Genomic DNA, 15342 nt, shown 5'->3' with positions numbered 1-15342 from the left:
TAATTTTTTGATTTTCAAAAAGTTCTAATAGTGAAAGCGGATAACGCATGTATTCTTCAGACCTATAAAAAAATGCACATGAAAAAGACATTTTCTGATGAAGATCTGACTAAGAATCTTAGCCTGTATTACCTGAACCGACATTTGAAAAAAAAGCCGATAGAAAAGTATCACCGTACTATAGATGAATCTCTTCTTCATGACCGCGAAAAATATAGGAAGAAATCTGAGATTCTGCTTCTCAATTCTTTCATGCACCATTTTCCCGAAGTAAAATTTGAAAACCTTACCTGCGAGAGTCCTGACTTTATCGCCAAACTCAATGACAAAAAAATCGGAATAGAACTCACTGAAGTCATTAATCATCTGGAAATGAAAAAAGCAGAAAGCACTTTGAACAAAATGTTCCGTCAGGCAGAAATATTATTAGAACAGGAAGACACTACGAAATATCGTGGTGTTTATTTTTTAGAATTTCACCCTCATTTAAAGCTTGATAATCCCGAAGAACAGCAGGAAAATATCCTTAATATTTGTAAAAGCATCAAAAGAAATAAAGCGGTAGGCTGTGTAAAAAGTCTGAGAAAATCTTTTCACAGGAGAAATGTTTTTATCACTCACGAATACAGTATGAACCTTTTTGATGAACTCTGTTCTGATAAAATTCTGGAACTCATTGAAAAGAAAAATGAAAAATTTCCCTATTATGATACCTCGGTAGATGAATGCTGGCTGGTTATCGTCTCTGATATGAACTCTATTGCTTCACGATATACTTTTATTCAGGATAAAGAACATCTGCAGGAGGTAAAAAGCCCCTTTCATAAAATTTTTCATCTTGAAAATCTTTGCGGAAATATTACAAGCATAAAATAATTTACTTTTCAGGTGTGTAATTTTTTGTTAATGCTTTAATTTAATTAAAATAATTCAAAATTTTATCGTTTTTGTTGTTTATAATTAAATTATGAGTATATTTGGTATTACCTTGTATATCATATGCTTGGTGATTTATTTTTAACAAAAAACTATGTATCTATGAAGAAACTTTTACTTTTTATTTTTCTTTCACTTTCGCAATTTCTTTTCTCACAGGCAGACTGTACGTCTGCACTGGCGGTTTGTGGAAATTCTAGTATTACCTACAGTCCTTCAGGGATTGGGAATGTCAATGAAAACTTAAGAGGCTGTCTGACAGAGGGGGAACACAACTCCATATGGTATAAAATTACCATTGCTACAGGCGGAACCCTTACTTTTAATCTGGTTCCGAATGATCAGGATGCAGATTATGACTGGGCAATTTATGGTCCGAATGTAAACTGTTCCAATCTGGGAACACCAATTCGCTGTAATGCAGCCACTGTTGTCGGAGTTGGAGCAGATACGGGATTAAATATGACGAGTACAATCATTAGTGCCCCCGGAGGCTCACCAACTCCTTACTGTAAATATCTGGATGTTCTTCCGGGGCAAACCTATTATTTGTATCTGGATAACTGGGTGAGTGCTACAAATCCAACAATGGCTCCGTTCTCTTTAACTTGGGGCGGAACTGCAACGTTGGCATCACCATTTACAGATCCTACTATCCAGCCGTTTCCGTTTACTCCTCCGGGAGTACCTGCTGCTAACCCTGCGGACCCAAGAGAGGTGGTGATTTGTTCTAATCCTGCTATATTTGATTTTACCACTTTATCTGCGGGAATCATCAATGGAAATCCAAACTTTTCTGTTAGTTATCATACAAGCCAGAATTCAGCTTTAACGGGAACCAATCCTATTACGGGTCCTACTTCCGTAACAGTAGGCCCTACTTATTATTACAGTATTAGTTATACGGACCCAACCAACCCTAATAGTCCGCTTAATAAATGTAAGCAGGTTGGATTATTTAAATTCCGGGATGGAAAAATCACGACAAGAAATGCTACATTAACCCAATGCAACAATAATAATGCAGGTACTGCAGTGTATGATCTTACAAGTGCCGATATCATTGGAGATCCTAATGTTACCAAAAAATATTATCACAGCCTTTCTGATCTTAATGCGGGAGTTGGAGAAATTACCAATCCTATGACATTTACTTCTGCAGAAGGTACCATTTATGTGAAAGTCACTTCACCTTTCGGATGTACTTCTGTGGCTCAGATCTTCCTGAAATTCTATCCTGTACCTGCAGTACAGAATGCCGAAATAAGAACATGCTCCTTGGAAAACAATCCTTCTACAGGATCATTTAATCTTACAGGGCCTACGGTAACAACGCAAGCGGGGGCTATCAAAAAATATTATCCTTCATTAACAGATGCAATAAATCAGACCAACGAGATTCTTACTCCAACGGCATATATAGCACCTACCGGAGTGGCTTATGTAAGAGTTTTCAATGCGCAAGGCTGCTATAATGTTGCTAAGATTACCCTGATTGTGATCGCCCCTGTCTATTCCAATGTTCTTCAGGACAAGATTATTTGTGTGGCTGATAAGACTACCTTGGATGCAGGTCCTGGATTCACTAACTATCAATGGAGTACAGGAGCTATTACCCAGACTATTAGTAATGTAGGAGTGGGTACATATTGGGTTAAACTTACTTCAGGAGGTTGTGTGGTGAAGCAGAATGTGAAAGTATATGCGTCTGAGCAGCCGGTAATCACCGGGGTTGATATTTCAAGCAATACCATTACCATATTTGCGATAGGAGGTACGCCGCCATATCAATATTCAATGGACAATATCAATTGGCAGGATTCTAATATTTTCACTAATCTTTCAAGAGGTGATCATAAAGTCTACGTAAAAGATTCCTATAACTGCTCCCCAATGGAAGTTGGAGTGGTAGTCCCTAATCTGGTCAATGTAATTACTCCAAACGGAGATGGTATTAATGATGTGATTGATTATTCTGCATTGGCTAATAAAAAGAATCTGGTATTCAGTATTTTTGACCGATATGGAATTAAGATTCATGAAGGAAGCAAACAGAACGGTTACAAATGGGACGGAAGTGTGAATGGTATCGGAAAAGTACCGACAGGTAACTACTGGTACTCTGTAACCTGGAATGAAAACGACAAAATGAGTACGCCAATCAAGTATTCAGGATGGATCGTTGTGAAAAACAGGGAATAAATACGATTAAAAAATTTAAAGAGTCTCCATAATATCAGTAATATTGGGGACTCTTTTATTATGGCGATTTTAAGCCAGCTAAAAAACTAAAACTATTGAAAACAATGAGTATGGATGCTGTAGACAAGAGCTGCAGGGCAGATCCGTACAATATCACAAATTAAATCAATGAAGAACAGAATTTTTACAACTTTGCTGGGCTTAATCATAGGAATCCCTGCATTTTCTCAAACATGGACTTTACAGAATGCCGGATCCGGCGGTGCAGGACAGACATCGATGCATGTGTATGATGCAAACAGCGTTTGGGCATGTGCCAACTCTGGAACCGGGGGTGTTTTTACCAGAACTTCAAATGGAGGAACCAGCTGGACTCCGGGAATCTTTAATATAGGTAACAATACCAGATTATACAACATTCTAAATATTTCGGGAGTTAATGAAACAACTGCCTGGGTCATGAGTCCCAATGGATCTACAAGCCCTACCAGTACTTCTACTCTTGGAGAAGTATGGAAAACAACCAATGGAGGATCAAGCTGGACAAAGCAGTTTACGCTGCCATCAAGTGGAATTGCTGTTCATTTTTTTGATGCTAATAACGGTTTAGCTATCGGATCGCGGGCATCGGTTTATGATATATTTACCACTCAAAATGGAGGTGACAGCTGGTCACAGATACCGGCAGCTAACGTTTCCAATCCAATGACAGAAACATTTGGTTACCAGAAATATTATGTAATAGATAATGTCATTTTTATATGCTTTTATAATGTAGTGGGAGGTGTTTGGGATTATAAAGTGTATAAATCAACTGATAAAGGGCTGCATTGGTCAGCGCTTCCAACTTCATTTGAAGGAGGGCAGTCTCATGGGTTTTTAATGGCCTGGAGTGATGTAAATAAAGGTATTGTTTTTTCACAAACCTATTCATCAGGTACTCCAACTGATTTAAAAATATATGGAACTGATGATGGTGGTGCCTCATGGTCAGTAGTCCCATCTTCAGGGATTCCTGTAACAACTAGAATTGATGATATTGCTTATGTTCCAGGTAAAAATATCCTGGTCGCCGGAAGTGGAGATAATATAACAAAAGGATCCTGGAAAAGTATGAATAACGGAACCTCTTGGGAAGCTATAGATCCAGGAGTTTATCATTGGAATGTAAGGTGTGCCGGAAATAACTGTTATTCGGCAGGATGGACTTCAGCTGCTCAATTTGCGGCCATGTACAAGATAAGTTTCAGAGAACTGAGTACCCAGGAAACAAAATTGAACTGGGGTGGTATTTATCCTAATCCTACAAAAGGGGAACTCTATATAAAGACCGATAAAAAGATTAAATCCTCAACCGTTCTGGATGCATCAGGCAGAATAGTATTAATGGCAGATTCATCTAAACTGGATCTTTCTTCATTTCCTAAAGGAGTATATGTTGTCAATATAGAATTCGGGGATGGCACATTTTCATCTGAAAAAATAATCAAAGAATAGTATATCAAGCTTTTTAAAAATAAAATTGATAGATAAAACCATTTCGTAAGAGATGGTTTTTTTGGGTGAAAAATGGTACATTTAGTTTTCAAGAATCATGAATATGAAGAATCTATTTGTAAAACGTTTTGAATATTATAAATCACTGGGTGATAAAACTTTCGGACAGCTTTCTGAAGAACAGATCTTTTGGCAGCCTAACGGAGAAAGCAATTCTATTGCCGTTATTGTGAAGCATATTGCAGGAAATATGCTGTCAAGATGGACGAATTTTTTAACAGAAGACGGTGAAAAACCCTGGAGGAACCGTGATGATGAATTCATCAATACATTTAAAACCCAACAGGAAGTTCTGGAATACTGGGAAAAAGGCTGGCAGTGTCTTTTTGAGGCTATGGATCAGATTAATGATGATAATTTACACTCCGAAATCTATATAAGAGGAGAGGCGCATTCTGTTCTTGATGCCCTTGTGCGTCAGGTAGCTCATTATCCTTATCATATAGGGCAGATGGTTTATATTGCGAAAATGATGAAAAATGACAACTGGGAAACACTTTCCATTGCAAGAAACAAATCTCACGAGTTTAATAATGAAATGAAAGAGAAGTTTTCAAAAAGTTCAGGTCATGGAAATGTATAATTTTACAATTAATGGAGAAAATGGGACTGTTTCCAGAAAATGTATTGAATTAAATATCCGCGACTTCCATACAGCGGCCGGATTGGTGGCTGAACTTTCCTATAAAAGAAATTCCGATAAAAATAATATCCTTTGTGTTTTTGATGATCAGGGCGGAACCTGCAGTACAAAACACGCGGTATTGAGAAAACTGGCGCTGGAAAATAATGAAAATCATATAAAACTAATGCTGGGTATCTTTAAAATGGATTCAAATTATGCTCCGGCTATAAAAAATACACTCTGTAAATACGGACTTACTGATATTCCCGAAGCGCATAATTATTTAAGGATTGGAGATCAATATTACGATTTCACAAAGTCCAGATCAAAATATAACGACTTTAAAAACAATGTTTTATCGGAAACAGAAATAGAATACGACCAGATTGTTTCCGAGAAAATATCAATTCATAAAAAATTTCTTCAAAAATGGTTGAATGATGAAAAAATCAATTGTAATTTAGACGAAATATGGAAAATCCGGGAAGAATGTATTAAAAATTTGCAAAAATCTGAATATGACGAACCTGATCCTAATTTTTCTTCTGTCTGCTTCCTCAACAGCCCTGACGTAAGAGAAGAATATAAACAATAGACCGAATCAATTTAGAATTCTTATTAAAATTACTATCTTTGCACCCATAAAATTCAGGAGTAATAAATGTCTACTTTTCACAGAACTGCCGCATTTCATACACTGGGCTGCAAATTAAACTTTGCGGAAACATCTACTATTGCCCGTCAATTAACAGATGCAGGTTATGATAAGGTAAGCTTTGATGAAAGAGCAGATATCTATGTCATCAATACCTGTTCAGTAACTGAAAATGCAGACCGCGAATGTAAGCTTCATGTGAAAAGAGCCATGAAGGCCAATCCGGAAGGGCTTGTAGTCATTGTAGGATGTTACGCACAATTAAAACCTGAAGAAATTTCGCAGATTGAAGGAGTAGATCTTGTTTTAGGAGCTAAAGAGAAATTCAATATCTTAAGCTATCTTGATGATCTTGAAAAAACCGATCACGATGGCATTGTTCATTCATGCGAAATTGAAGAAACCGATTTCTTCATCGGAAGTTATTCTATCGGTGACAGAACCAGAGCTTTTCTAAAAGTTCAGGATGGCTGTGACTACAAGTGTACCTATTGTACCATTCCATTGGCTAGAGGGATTTCCCGTTCAGATACTATCGAGAATGTTCTTAAAAATGCAAAAGAAATTGCAGGAAGGAATATCAAAGAAATTGTTCTTACCGGAGTAAACATTGGTGATTACGGTAAAGGTGAATTCGGAAATAAGAAACATGAGCATACTTTCCTGGATCTGATCTCGGAACTGGATAAAGTAGAAGGCATTGAAAGAATCCGTATATCTTCCATTGAACCGAATCTGTTAAAAAACGAAAGCATCGAACTGGTTTCTAAAAGCAGAAGCTTTGTTCCGCATTTCCATATTCCCCTGCAATCCGGAAGCGACGATCTTTTGAAAAAAATGAAACGCCGTTACCTGACTAAATTGTACAGAGACAGAATCAGCAAGATCCGTGAGGTAATGCCTGATGCAGCTGTTGGTGTAGATGTTATTGTAGGCTTTCCCGGAGAGACAGAAGAAAAATTCATGGAGACTTATAACTTCCTGAATGAACTTCCTATTACCTATCTTCACGTATTTACTTATTCTGAAAGAGAAAATACAGAAGCGGCAGGTATGGACGGCGTTGTACCTGTAGCCGAAAGAAAAAAACGAAATAAAATGCTGAGAATACTTTCTGAAAAGAAGAAAATGGCATTTTACCAGACCCAGCTTGGAAAAACGCTTCCTGTACTTTGGGAGCACGAAAATAAAGACGGAAAAATGTTTGGCTTCACAGAAAACTATGTGAGAGTCCAGAAAGACTTTGACCAGGCATCCGTAAATCAAATCGAATTTTTGAATTTAGAAAAAATCCTGTCAGATGGCACGGTTTCTGTGCAATCTTCCTACGAAAGTTTTTTAGCAAAAGCGTAGTCTCTTTGCAAAATTTCCACTAAATTTATTTTTAACTTTAAAATACTACATTCATGAGAGATAAGTTTTTATCTTGGGGAATTGTATTAGTAACCGCTACGTGGATTGTAGCGTTACTGATCAGAGCGCATTACTGGATACCGATCCTGCTGTCCGCCATCTATGCATTGGGTGTTTACAATGCTTACCAGTCAAAACATGCTATTTTGAGGAACTTCCCGGTATTGGGTTACTTCAGATACTTTTTTGAAAGTATTTCACCCGAAATGCAGCAGTATTTCATCGAAAGGGAGACAGACGGGAAGCCATTTCCCCGAAACCAGCGCTCTGCAGTATACAGACGTGCCAAAAATCTGAGCGATACCGTTGCTTTTGGGACGCAGTTAGAAGTGAACCATAGAAAATATGAAGGGATCAAGCATTCTATTTATGCCAAATCACCATCCGAAGAACTTCCAAGAGTTTGGGTAGGAGGAGAACAGTGTACACAGCCTTACCATGCATCTTTATTCAATATTTCTGCCATGAGTTTTGGGGCATTAAGTGACAGAGCGCAGATTTCTTTAAACAGAGGTGCTAAAAAAGGAAATTTCTATCACAATACAGGAGAAGGAGGAATTTCTCCGTATCATCTTGAAGGGGGAGATTTATGCTGGCAGATTGGTACCGGATATTTCGGATGCCGTGATGAAGAAGGAAAATTCAATGCAGAACTATTTACAAAATATTCTACACTTCCCAATGTGAAGATGATTGAAATTAAATTGTCTCAGGGAGCAAAACCAGGTCATGGAGGAGTACTTCCAGGGGTGAAAAATACACCGGAAATTGCAAAAATCCGTCACGTCACACCAGGAATGACTGTTATTTCACCGCCTTCTCATTCTGCTTTTTCAGACGCGGCAGGACTGCTGAGGTTTGTGCAGCATCTCAGAGAGCTTTCAGGAGGTAAGCCGGTAGGTTTTAAATTATGTATTGGAGATACCAGAGAATTTGAAGACATCTGTGTTCAGATGAATGTTCTGAAGATCTACCCTGATTTTATTACCATTGATGGAGCTGAAGGAGGTACAGGAGCAGCACCGCCTGAGTTCTCAGACGGAGTAGGAATGCCTCTGGAACCCGCATTGATTTTCGTTAACAGAACCCTTAATAATTACAATGTAAGAAATAAAGTAAGGGTAATTGCCAGTGGAAAAGTACTGACGAGTCTTGATATTTTAAGAGCTGTGGCTATGGGAGCGGATATGTGTAATAACGCAAGAGGTTTCATGTTCTCTTTAGGATGTATCCAGGCTTTAAGATGTAATTCCAATAACTGCCCGACAGGTGTTGCCACGCAAGATAAAATGCTGATTAAAGGGCTTGATGTAACGGATAAAAGTGAAAGAGTATACCACTTCCATAAAAATACGCTTCACACGTGTAATGAACTGATTGCTGCGGCAGGAAGAAGTTCTTATGAAGAAGTGGATGCAACCATGTTTATGAGAGGAGACGAGTTTGATCATCTGGCAGATCTTTACTTCCCTGATATTTTGGGAAATGTAAAACAGAAAGCAAGATCTTAAATAACCTGAGTTCGGGTTAAGGAGTTTAAATGTAAAAGATTGGAAGATGGAAGAAGGAGGCTTGAAGTTACTTTTAGTTATACGTATTGAAAGCCACCAGAAAATCAAATTAAATAAAAACAGATCAATATTTGTTCTTAATGACTTTATAACTTCCCTCTTTCATCATCCAGCTTCAAACCTGCATCCATCATATTCTTATCCCGAACTGAGGTTAAATAACAAAAAACCGTAATCGAAAGATTACGGTTTTATTTTTTGTACTATGCTTTATTATTGCGGTCTCGCAGTTGTTTTATACACCTGGAAATTGAAAACGAATGTTCTGTTTCTGAAAGAATATCCGCTGTAATTATAGTGGGCATCCCTTGCAAAAGCAGCTCTTGATGGTACAATAATTACTCCCTGAAGGTTATAAGGTGATTCGTCAGCCTTATCAAAAGCTTTAAATTTTCTTAAAGCCTCTCCAAAACCTTCTATCATATAATAACTTTGCTGTGCAGCAGCAGTAGTTGCAGCCCCTGTAATTAATGGGTCAGAAGGAGAAATATAATAGATTTTAGGATCTACTAAAGGAATACCGCTTCCGTCAACAGGACTGTAACCTAAAAAGGTTGTCACAGAAGAAAAAACTGAATTTCCGTCAGTATTGATAGCAAGATAGGTCTTAGCACTCATCATGATTCTTATGATGTCTTTTTCACCGATGGCTTTTCCGGCAGTTGGATCTACGTCATCCGGCTGGGCTCCCGGTCTTGTAATGTATATCGTACCTGAAGGTAAGGTTTCTTTAGGCAGCTCGCTCAGTTTTTTTTCGTTGTCATCAGAAGGATCAGTACTGCTGAAAGCTTTTATATTTCCCTGGGCATCCAGATAATTTTCGGTCATAAATTTTTGAATGGCCTGATCATCATAGGTATTCTGTACATTGATATCTTCAGGCTCCTGATAACCATCAACTTCATCATCCTTTTTACATGCAGTAAAACACAAAGACCCCGCGAGGATATATAAAAATATTTTTTTCATTTCAAAAAACTTTAATTACTTTACAGATAATATACCGGCAAAAGTATAAAAAATTATGAGAATAGATAAATTTTTATGGAGTATTCGTTTTTATAAGACGAGAAGTATTGCATCAGAGGAAATTAAAAAGAACAGGGTTTCGATGGGAACGTCTGCTGTAAAATCATCAAAAGAGGTAAAAGAGGGCGATGTAATCAAGATCAGGAAGAATCAGATTGATTATAAAATCAAGGTTCTTCAGATTCCCAAAAGCAGAATTGGAGCCAAGTTGGTTCCGCTTCATATACAGGATGTAACGGATAAAGAACAATATGAACTGCTGAAGATGCGTAAAATGTCACAGGATTATTACAGGAACAAAGGAGAAGGGAGGCCTACTAAAAAAGACAGAAGAGATATGGATGATTATGTCGGAAATGATATTGATGCCGATTTTACAGACTGGGATGACTTTTTTGGTGAAACAGGTGATGATACCGAAAACGAAGATTAAAAATAAAAAGCTCTAGAGATAGAGCTTTTCTGTTATTTCATTAACGATATCTTCAGGGGCCCGGGAGTCTGTAACAACGCTAAACTGGGCCTTGCTGTAAAATACATTTCTTTCAAATAAATGTTTAGCGATGAATTCGGGAAGATCTTCATCAGAAATATTGGCTATTAATGGCCTTTTTTCTTTTTGTTTCGAGAGTCTTTCTGATAAAGTGGCAACAGAAGCTTTTAAAAATATACTTTTAGAATTATGGTTGATGATCTCCATGTTATTATAATACACAGGGGTTCCTCCGCCCAGGCTTAAAACCACATTTTCTTCAGTCGCTAAAATCTCTTCCAAGGCCTCTCTTTCCAGCTTTCTAAAATAGATTTCTCCTTTTTTTTCAAAAATTTCTGGAATGGTTAATTTATTTCGTCTGGAAATCTCTTTATCGAGGTCAATTAATCTAAAATTTATTTTTTCGCTTAATATTTTGGAAACGTGAGATTTGCCACAACCCATGTATCCGATCAGTGAAATTATCATGAATTTTTTTTAAACAAATTTGCAAAAAAGTTTTGAGATAACGAAAAAACCCATATCTTTGCACCACTTAAAACAAGGGACATTACTTAAATGAAAACTTGTTAAAACAAGTGGCCGACTCGGTAGCTCAGCTGGTAGAGCAATACACTTTTAATGTATGGGTCCTGGGTTCGAATCCCAGCCGGGTCACAAGCGAAATAGATTACTAGATTTTTGTAATTTTATGGCCTGCGTGGTGAAATTGGTAGACACGCCATCTTGAGGGGGTGGTTTCCTAAGGATGTGCTGGTTCGAGTCCAGTCGCAGGCACTGCAACGATTTTTAATAATTAATTGAAATGTAATTCATTTAATTGTGGCCGACTCGGTAGCTCAGCTGGTAGAGCAATACACTTTTAATGTATGGGTCCTGGGTTCGAATCCCAGCCGGGTCACAAGTTTACTGAAAAGTAAATTTTTTTCATATTAATATTTTGTGATTTGGTGTTTCAAAGGTCTCCCTGAGACCTTTGATTTTTCTAAACCTCTTGCAGGTTCCAAAAAATATATATATCTTTGCAATTCTGTAAAACAAGAATATTGTAAAATAGAGTTGTTAAGTGACCGACTCGGTAGCTCAGCTGGTAGAGCAATACACTTTTAATGTATGGGTCCTGGGTTCGAATCCCAGCCGGGTCACAAGTTTACTGAAAAGTAAATTTTTTTCATATTAATATTTTGTGATTTGGTGTTTCAAAGGTCTCCCTCAGGAGGCCTTTGATTTTTTATTGCTGCTCCTTGGAAGTGCAAAGAATCACGGATGAAAGTTGTGGAGTAAGATGTAAACTCAATAAAGTAATACAAAGTCATTGTATTTCAAAATAAGCGAAGCACTCCCTGTTTATCTTATAAAACGTAGGCTATCTTTTTTTCAGAATAAAAAAACTCTGATCACAAAGTAATGATCAGAGCTGCTTTTATCAGTGTTTTCTTTTTAAAATTTAAATGAAATTAATCCAGATGCATGTTGTCAATCAATCTTACACCGTCTACAACAACTACGATAAATGCTCTGAAATTTCTGTCTTTATAAAAAAAGTCAGTTTCTTTTAGGGTGTCTTCATCTGCAATTAGAAAATATTCGAGCTTCATTCCCTGCTGGTGGTCGAAAATATCGGTTACCCTTTCTTTAATTTCAGGAATAGTAACAGTCCGGAACCAGTCATTTACTTTCTTTAACGTTTCACAAATGATTTTGGAGACTTCTTTTCTGTCTTCATGGAGTCTTTGGTTTCTTGAACTTAATGCCAGTCCGTTCTCTGCTCTGTAAATGGGAACGCCTTTTATTTTTACAGGAAGCTGTTTTTTCTCAACCATTTTTTTGATAATGGCCAGCTGCTGGAAATCTTTTTCCCCAAAATAAGCAGTATCAGGCTTTACCTGTCTGAATAATTCTTCTACTACAGTTCCTACACCGTCAAAATGTCCCGGTCTTGATTTTCCTTCCATTTCATTTTCCAGTCCATCAAAATCATAATGAAGACTTTCTGTTTTCTCAGGATAAATATCCGTAACTTCCGGAATGTACACTGCATCTACCAGCCCGGAGTTTTCCAGAATTAAAATATCCCTATTAACGTCTCTTGGATATTTTTCAAGATCTTCAGCATTGTTAAATTGAGTGGGATTTACAAAAATTGAAGAAACAACCAGGTCATTTTCTTTTCTGGCTTCTTCATATAAGGAAAGATGGCCTTTATGAAGCGCTCCCATAGTAGGGGCGAAGCCTATCCGTTTTCCCATTTCTTTCTGTCTTTCAATGAAATCCTGAAGGGTTTTCCTGTTCTTTATAACTTCCATAGTTTATTTTAATACTATTTCAAAAATACTAAAAATATCACAAAATAATATGTGTTTTTAATAATTTGGAAAAGGGAATTATCGTAAAAAAATGTTAATTAAAATAATGTTGGATGTTTTTTTGTAATTTTGCACATTAAAGCATTTTTACAAAAAATAGATAGAAGTTTATGCCGAATCAAAAAATACTGTACATTACTACAGAGATGTATCCATATCAGGAAGATACAAATATGGCTGCAGTGGTTAATAAAATGGCACTTAAGATGCACAATGAAGGCAATGATGTAAGAGTTTTTATGCCAAGATTTGGACAAATAAGTGAGAGGAAATTCCAACTTCATGAGGTGATCCGCCTTTCAGGAATGAATATTATTATCAATGACCTGGATCAGCCCTTAATTATTAAAGTAGCATCTCTTCCGGGAGAAAGACTTCAGGTCTACTTTATCGATAATGAAGAATACTTCAAAAGAAAACAATATTATTTCGATGATGAAGGGACTCCCTTTGAGGATAATGACGAAAGAGCTATTTTCTTTGCCAGAGGAGTTATTGAAACCATTAAGAAACTGAACTGGGTTCCGGATGTAATTCATCTGAACGGATGGATGTCTTCTTTTGTTCCAATTTATCTTAAAACCTATTACGAATCCGATACTTATTTTAAAGACGCCAAAATTGTGCTTTCCTTGTACAATGAGAAAGATGCCGCTTTGGATAAGAATATCGCTGAAAAACTGACATTCGATAATATTTCCGGGCTAAAAGCGTTAGATAACCCAACGATAAAAAGCTTTGTTATCGAAAGTATGAACTATGTAAATATGGTAGTGAAAGGAGATGAGTTTCTTGATGAAGATCTTGATCAAGGTTTTAATGAAACAACAACTCCAAAATCAGAATACGTAGACGTAGATTCTATAAACCAACTTTATTAAAAACACTTTTTTAATGACTCATACTGTTAAAAGGACTTTCGCCATGCTTTTACTGGCGTTTTTCGGGAGTGCACTTCTTTATAATTGTGAACCGGACGCAGATTCGCTTGGAGAACAGTTATTTATTAAAGATGCCACGGAAGGAAATGAAAAATCATACCCCGTTATTGCTTACAATATAGATAATAAAGATAGTTTAAGTAGCGATGCCTCAAGACTTATCAACCAGATTAATACCAATGGAGTATCTCCATCTACTGCTGTTTTAGGAGCTTTTTCCGAAGGCCAGTTCGGGATGCAGAAAGCTTCTTTTGTTTCCCAGCTTAGATTAACCCAATACGACTTTGACTTCGGTAAAGCACCAAAAGTAGACTCTGTTGTATTAGTAATAAGGCCGGCAAATGAAACACAATATAAAAAGGACTCTGTAGATGCAAGACCAGCAGCAGATATAGATTTCCTAGTTGGAAGTGAGACTGTAAAGGCTTCCATTGAAAAGAAATTCTATCCGGTTGTAAAATTCGGAAGAGGTAAAATAGGAAGTACAGACGTATTGTATCATGTAAAAGTACAGGAAGTGACTACTTTCTTAGATGCTAATAATGTTGCTTTACAAAAATCCAATGCTGCTATAAGTACCGGAGATTTGTTAGGAAGTACAACATTTAATGGAAATTATAGTGAAGTAACTGTATCTAAAAAGTCAGATAATACCAACATATTTTTAGGAGGTGTCGGGATGAGAATTCCTTTGGATAAAAATATTTTCCAGACCAAAATCCTGGATAAAAATAAAAAACCTGAACTTCTGAACGCTGCTAACTTCGTTAGATATTTTAAAGGGCTTAGAATCTCTGTGGATGAAACCAATGGATATCTTTTCCAGTTTTCTCCTGAAAACACAGAGGTAATCATGTATTACAGCAATGAAACCACATCCGGTGGTACTACAACAAGAGCACAGCAGACGCCATTTAAATTTACTCTTGGAGGAGCACGCCTTGGTCACTATGAATATGACAGATCTGGTAGTGCCTGGGAAACCGCAAAAACGGCTATCAACACACAGGATGGTGATCAAAAACTTTTCCTTCAGGGAATGGGAGGTCCTTCCATTGCTGTTAAAATTCCTGACGCTAAAATTGATGAACTGAGAACTTTATATCAAAAAGACAAAGCAGCCATCATTAATGCAAGAATCAGAATTTATACAGACCCTACAGACTGGGCTAACAATTATACAAAGCCACAAAATCTGACGTTGGTGACTGCTAAACCACAATCTTCAACATCATCACTGCTTATCCCTGACGGATATACTTCAGATCTTACTGCATTTGGATTGTTTAAAGGTTACGATTTAGATAAAAACCCAGCTTATTATGAGTTTTATGTAACCAAAACATTGAAAGATATTGTTGAGAAAAATACCGAAAATAAAATGCTGATGATTAATCCTGGAAATTTTATAAAAGATACAGAAAGTGTATTAGCCGGATTTAAATTTACCACAAAAGCATTTGCGATGGACAGAGCCGTATTTGTAGGTACAGTAGCGAATAATCCAAATAGCATTCAGTTAAAAGTAACTTACGGTACAAAAAAATAACACAA

Annotated in this window: 13 protein-coding genes and 4 tRNA genes; 14 read left to right on the top strand and 3 right to left on the bottom strand. The window is 36.9% G+C overall.

The annotated features are described in order from the left end of the window. Positions 1 to 78: 78 nt before the first annotated feature. The 7 genes from J2Y40_RS09230 (at position 79) to J2Y40_RS09200 (ending at position 8899) form a co-directional block, all read left to right on the top strand. Positions 79 to 876, top strand: coding sequence for a hypothetical protein (locus J2Y40_RS09230; protein ID WP_153398336.1), 798 nt, complete (start codon positions 79 to 81; stop codon positions 874 to 876). 162 nt (positions 877 to 1038) lie between these two features. Continuing rightward, a complete protein-coding gene (locus tag J2Y40_RS09225; RefSeq protein WP_153398338.1) occupies positions 1039 to 3138 on the top strand; it encodes a T9SS type B sorting domain-containing protein in 2100 nt (699 codons plus the stop codon). 168 nt (positions 3139 to 3306) lie between these two features. Further along, complete coding sequence (locus J2Y40_RS09220) at positions 3307 to 4635, top strand: T9SS type A sorting domain-containing protein (protein ID WP_153398340.1); 1329 nt, start codon at positions 3307 to 3309, stop codon at positions 4633 to 4635. Positions 4636 to 4738: 103 nt separating this feature from the next. Beyond that, the gene (locus tag J2Y40_RS09215) at positions 4739 to 5278 is read left to right on the top strand and encodes a DUF1572 family protein (RefSeq protein ID WP_153398342.1); all 540 of its coding nucleotides are present in this window, start codon (positions 4739 to 4741) and stop codon (positions 5276 to 5278) included. Beyond that, entirely contained in the window at positions 5265 to 5915 is a 651-nt protein-coding gene (locus tag J2Y40_RS09210; RefSeq protein ID WP_309998508.1) for a hypothetical protein, read from the top strand. The genes J2Y40_RS09215 and J2Y40_RS09210 overlap by 14 nt, the downstream gene beginning before the upstream one ends. 66 nt (positions 5916 to 5981) lie before the next feature. Then, positions 5982 to 7328 (top strand): tRNA (N(6)-L-threonylcarbamoyladenosine(37)-C(2))-methylthiotransferase MtaB, encoded by a 1347-nt coding sequence (mtaB, locus tag J2Y40_RS09205; RefSeq protein WP_153398344.1) that lies wholly within the window; start codon positions 5982 to 5984, stop codon positions 7326 to 7328. Positions 7329 to 7381: 53 nt separating this feature from the next. Further along, positions 7382 to 8899, top strand: coding sequence for an FMN-binding glutamate synthase family protein (locus J2Y40_RS09200; protein ID WP_153398346.1), 1518 nt, complete (start codon positions 7382 to 7384; stop codon positions 8897 to 8899). 273 nt (positions 8900 to 9172) lie between these two features. Here J2Y40_RS09200 and J2Y40_RS09195 read toward each other — a convergent pair whose 3' ends face one another. Continuing rightward, the gene (locus J2Y40_RS09195) at positions 9173 to 9928 is read right to left on the bottom strand and encodes a hypothetical protein (protein ID WP_153398348.1); all 756 of its coding nucleotides are present in this window, start codon (positions 9926 to 9928) and stop codon (positions 9173 to 9175) included. 55 nt (positions 9929 to 9983) lie between these two features. Here J2Y40_RS09195 and J2Y40_RS09190 point away from each other — a divergent pair, with 55 nt between their 5' ends. Beyond that, positions 9984 to 10421 carry an RNA-binding S4 domain-containing protein gene (locus J2Y40_RS09190; RefSeq protein ID WP_153398350.1) on the top strand — a complete coding sequence of 146 codons (438 nt, stop codon included), beginning with the start codon at positions 9984 to 9986 and terminating at the stop codon, positions 10419 to 10421. A 12-nt stretch (positions 10422 to 10433) separates the two neighbouring features. Here the strand turns inward: J2Y40_RS09190 and J2Y40_RS09185 are convergent, their stop codons facing one another. After that, positions 10434 to 10949 (bottom strand): shikimate kinase, encoded by a 516-nt coding sequence (locus tag J2Y40_RS09185; RefSeq protein WP_153398352.1) that lies wholly within the window; start codon positions 10947 to 10949, stop codon positions 10434 to 10436. 116 nt (positions 10950 to 11065) lie between these two features. Between J2Y40_RS09185 and J2Y40_RS09180 the strand changes: the two genes are divergently transcribed. From J2Y40_RS09180 to J2Y40_RS09165, 4 genes are all read left to right on the top strand, one after another. Then, positions 11066 to 11138, top strand: a tRNA-Lys gene (locus J2Y40_RS09180). Between the two features lie 37 nt (positions 11139 to 11175). Next, positions 11176 to 11258: transfer RNA gene (locus J2Y40_RS09175), tRNA-Leu, on the top strand. Between the two features lie 51 nt (positions 11259 to 11309). Further along, positions 11310 to 11382: transfer RNA gene (locus J2Y40_RS09170), tRNA-Lys, on the top strand. A gap of 171 nt (positions 11383 to 11553) precedes the next feature. Then, positions 11554 to 11626: transfer RNA gene (locus tag J2Y40_RS09165), tRNA-Lys, on the top strand. Positions 11627 to 11938: 312 nt separating this feature from the next. Here the strand turns inward: J2Y40_RS09165 and panC are convergent. After that, a complete protein-coding gene (gene panC / locus J2Y40_RS09160) occupies positions 11939 to 12787 on the bottom strand; it encodes a pantoate--beta-alanine ligase (protein WP_309998505.1) in 849 nt (282 codons plus the stop codon). Positions 12788 to 12957: 170 nt separating this feature from the next. Here panC and J2Y40_RS09155 point away from each other — a divergent pair, with 170 nt between their 5' ends. After that, the gene (locus J2Y40_RS09155) at positions 12958 to 13728 is read left to right on the top strand and encodes a glycogen/starch synthase (RefSeq protein WP_153398356.1); all 771 of its coding nucleotides are present in this window, start codon (positions 12958 to 12960) and stop codon (positions 13726 to 13728) included. Positions 13729 to 13741: 13 nt separating this feature from the next. After that, positions 13742 to 15337, top strand: coding sequence for a DUF4270 family protein (locus J2Y40_RS09150; RefSeq protein WP_153398358.1), 1596 nt, complete (start codon positions 13742 to 13744; stop codon positions 15335 to 15337). Positions 15338 to 15342 lie beyond the last annotated feature (5 nt).

It is taken from the genome of Chryseobacterium sp. 2987 (genome assembly GCF_031456375.1).
Classification (GTDB): domain Bacteria; phylum Bacteroidota; class Bacteroidia; order Flavobacteriales; family Weeksellaceae; genus Chryseobacterium; species Chryseobacterium vaccae.
This window is presented reverse-complemented; position numbering and strand designations above follow the sequence as displayed.

Excerpts from the sequence above, each read along its gene's own strand:
- J2Y40_RS09230 (WP_153398336.1), top strand. The coding sequence starts at position 79 with ATGAAAAAGACATTTTCTGATGAAGATCTGACTAAGAATCTTAGCCTG.
- J2Y40_RS09225 (WP_153398338.1), top strand. The coding sequence starts at position 1,039 with ATGAAGAAACTTTTACTTTTTATTTTTCTTTCACTTTCGCAATTTCTT.
- J2Y40_RS09220 (WP_153398340.1), top strand. The coding sequence starts at position 3,307 with ATGAAGAACAGAATTTTTACAACTTTGCTGGGCTTAATCATAGGAATC.
- J2Y40_RS09215 (WP_153398342.1), top strand. The coding sequence starts at position 4,739 with ATGAAGAATCTATTTGTAAAACGTTTTGAATATTATAAATCACTGGGT.
- J2Y40_RS09210 (WP_309998508.1), top strand. The coding sequence starts at position 5,265 with ATGGAAATGTATAATTTTACAATTAATGGAGAAAATGGGACTGTTTCC.
- mtaB (WP_153398344.1), top strand. The coding sequence starts at position 5,982 with ATGTCTACTTTTCACAGAACTGCCGCATTTCATACACTGGGCTGCAAA.
- J2Y40_RS09200 (WP_153398346.1), top strand. The coding sequence starts at position 7,382 with ATGAGAGATAAGTTTTTATCTTGGGGAATTGTATTAGTAACCGCTACG.
- J2Y40_RS09195 (WP_153398348.1), bottom strand. The coding sequence starts at position 9,928 with ATGAAAAAAATATTTTTATATATCCTCGCGGGGTCTTTGTGTTTTACT.
- J2Y40_RS09190 (WP_153398350.1), top strand. The coding sequence starts at position 9,984 with ATGAGAATAGATAAATTTTTATGGAGTATTCGTTTTTATAAGACGAGA.
- J2Y40_RS09185 (WP_153398352.1), bottom strand. The coding sequence starts at position 10,949 with ATGATAATTTCACTGATCGGATACATGGGTTGTGGCAAATCTCACGTT.
- panC (WP_309998505.1), bottom strand. The coding sequence starts at position 12,787 with ATGGAAGTTATAAAGAACAGGAAAACCCTTCAGGATTTCATTGAAAGA.
- J2Y40_RS09155 (WP_153398356.1), top strand. The coding sequence starts at position 12,958 with ATGCCGAATCAAAAAATACTGTACATTACTACAGAGATGTATCCATAT.
- J2Y40_RS09150 (WP_153398358.1), top strand. The coding sequence starts at position 13,742 with ATGACTCATACTGTTAAAAGGACTTTCGCCATGCTTTTACTGGCGTTT.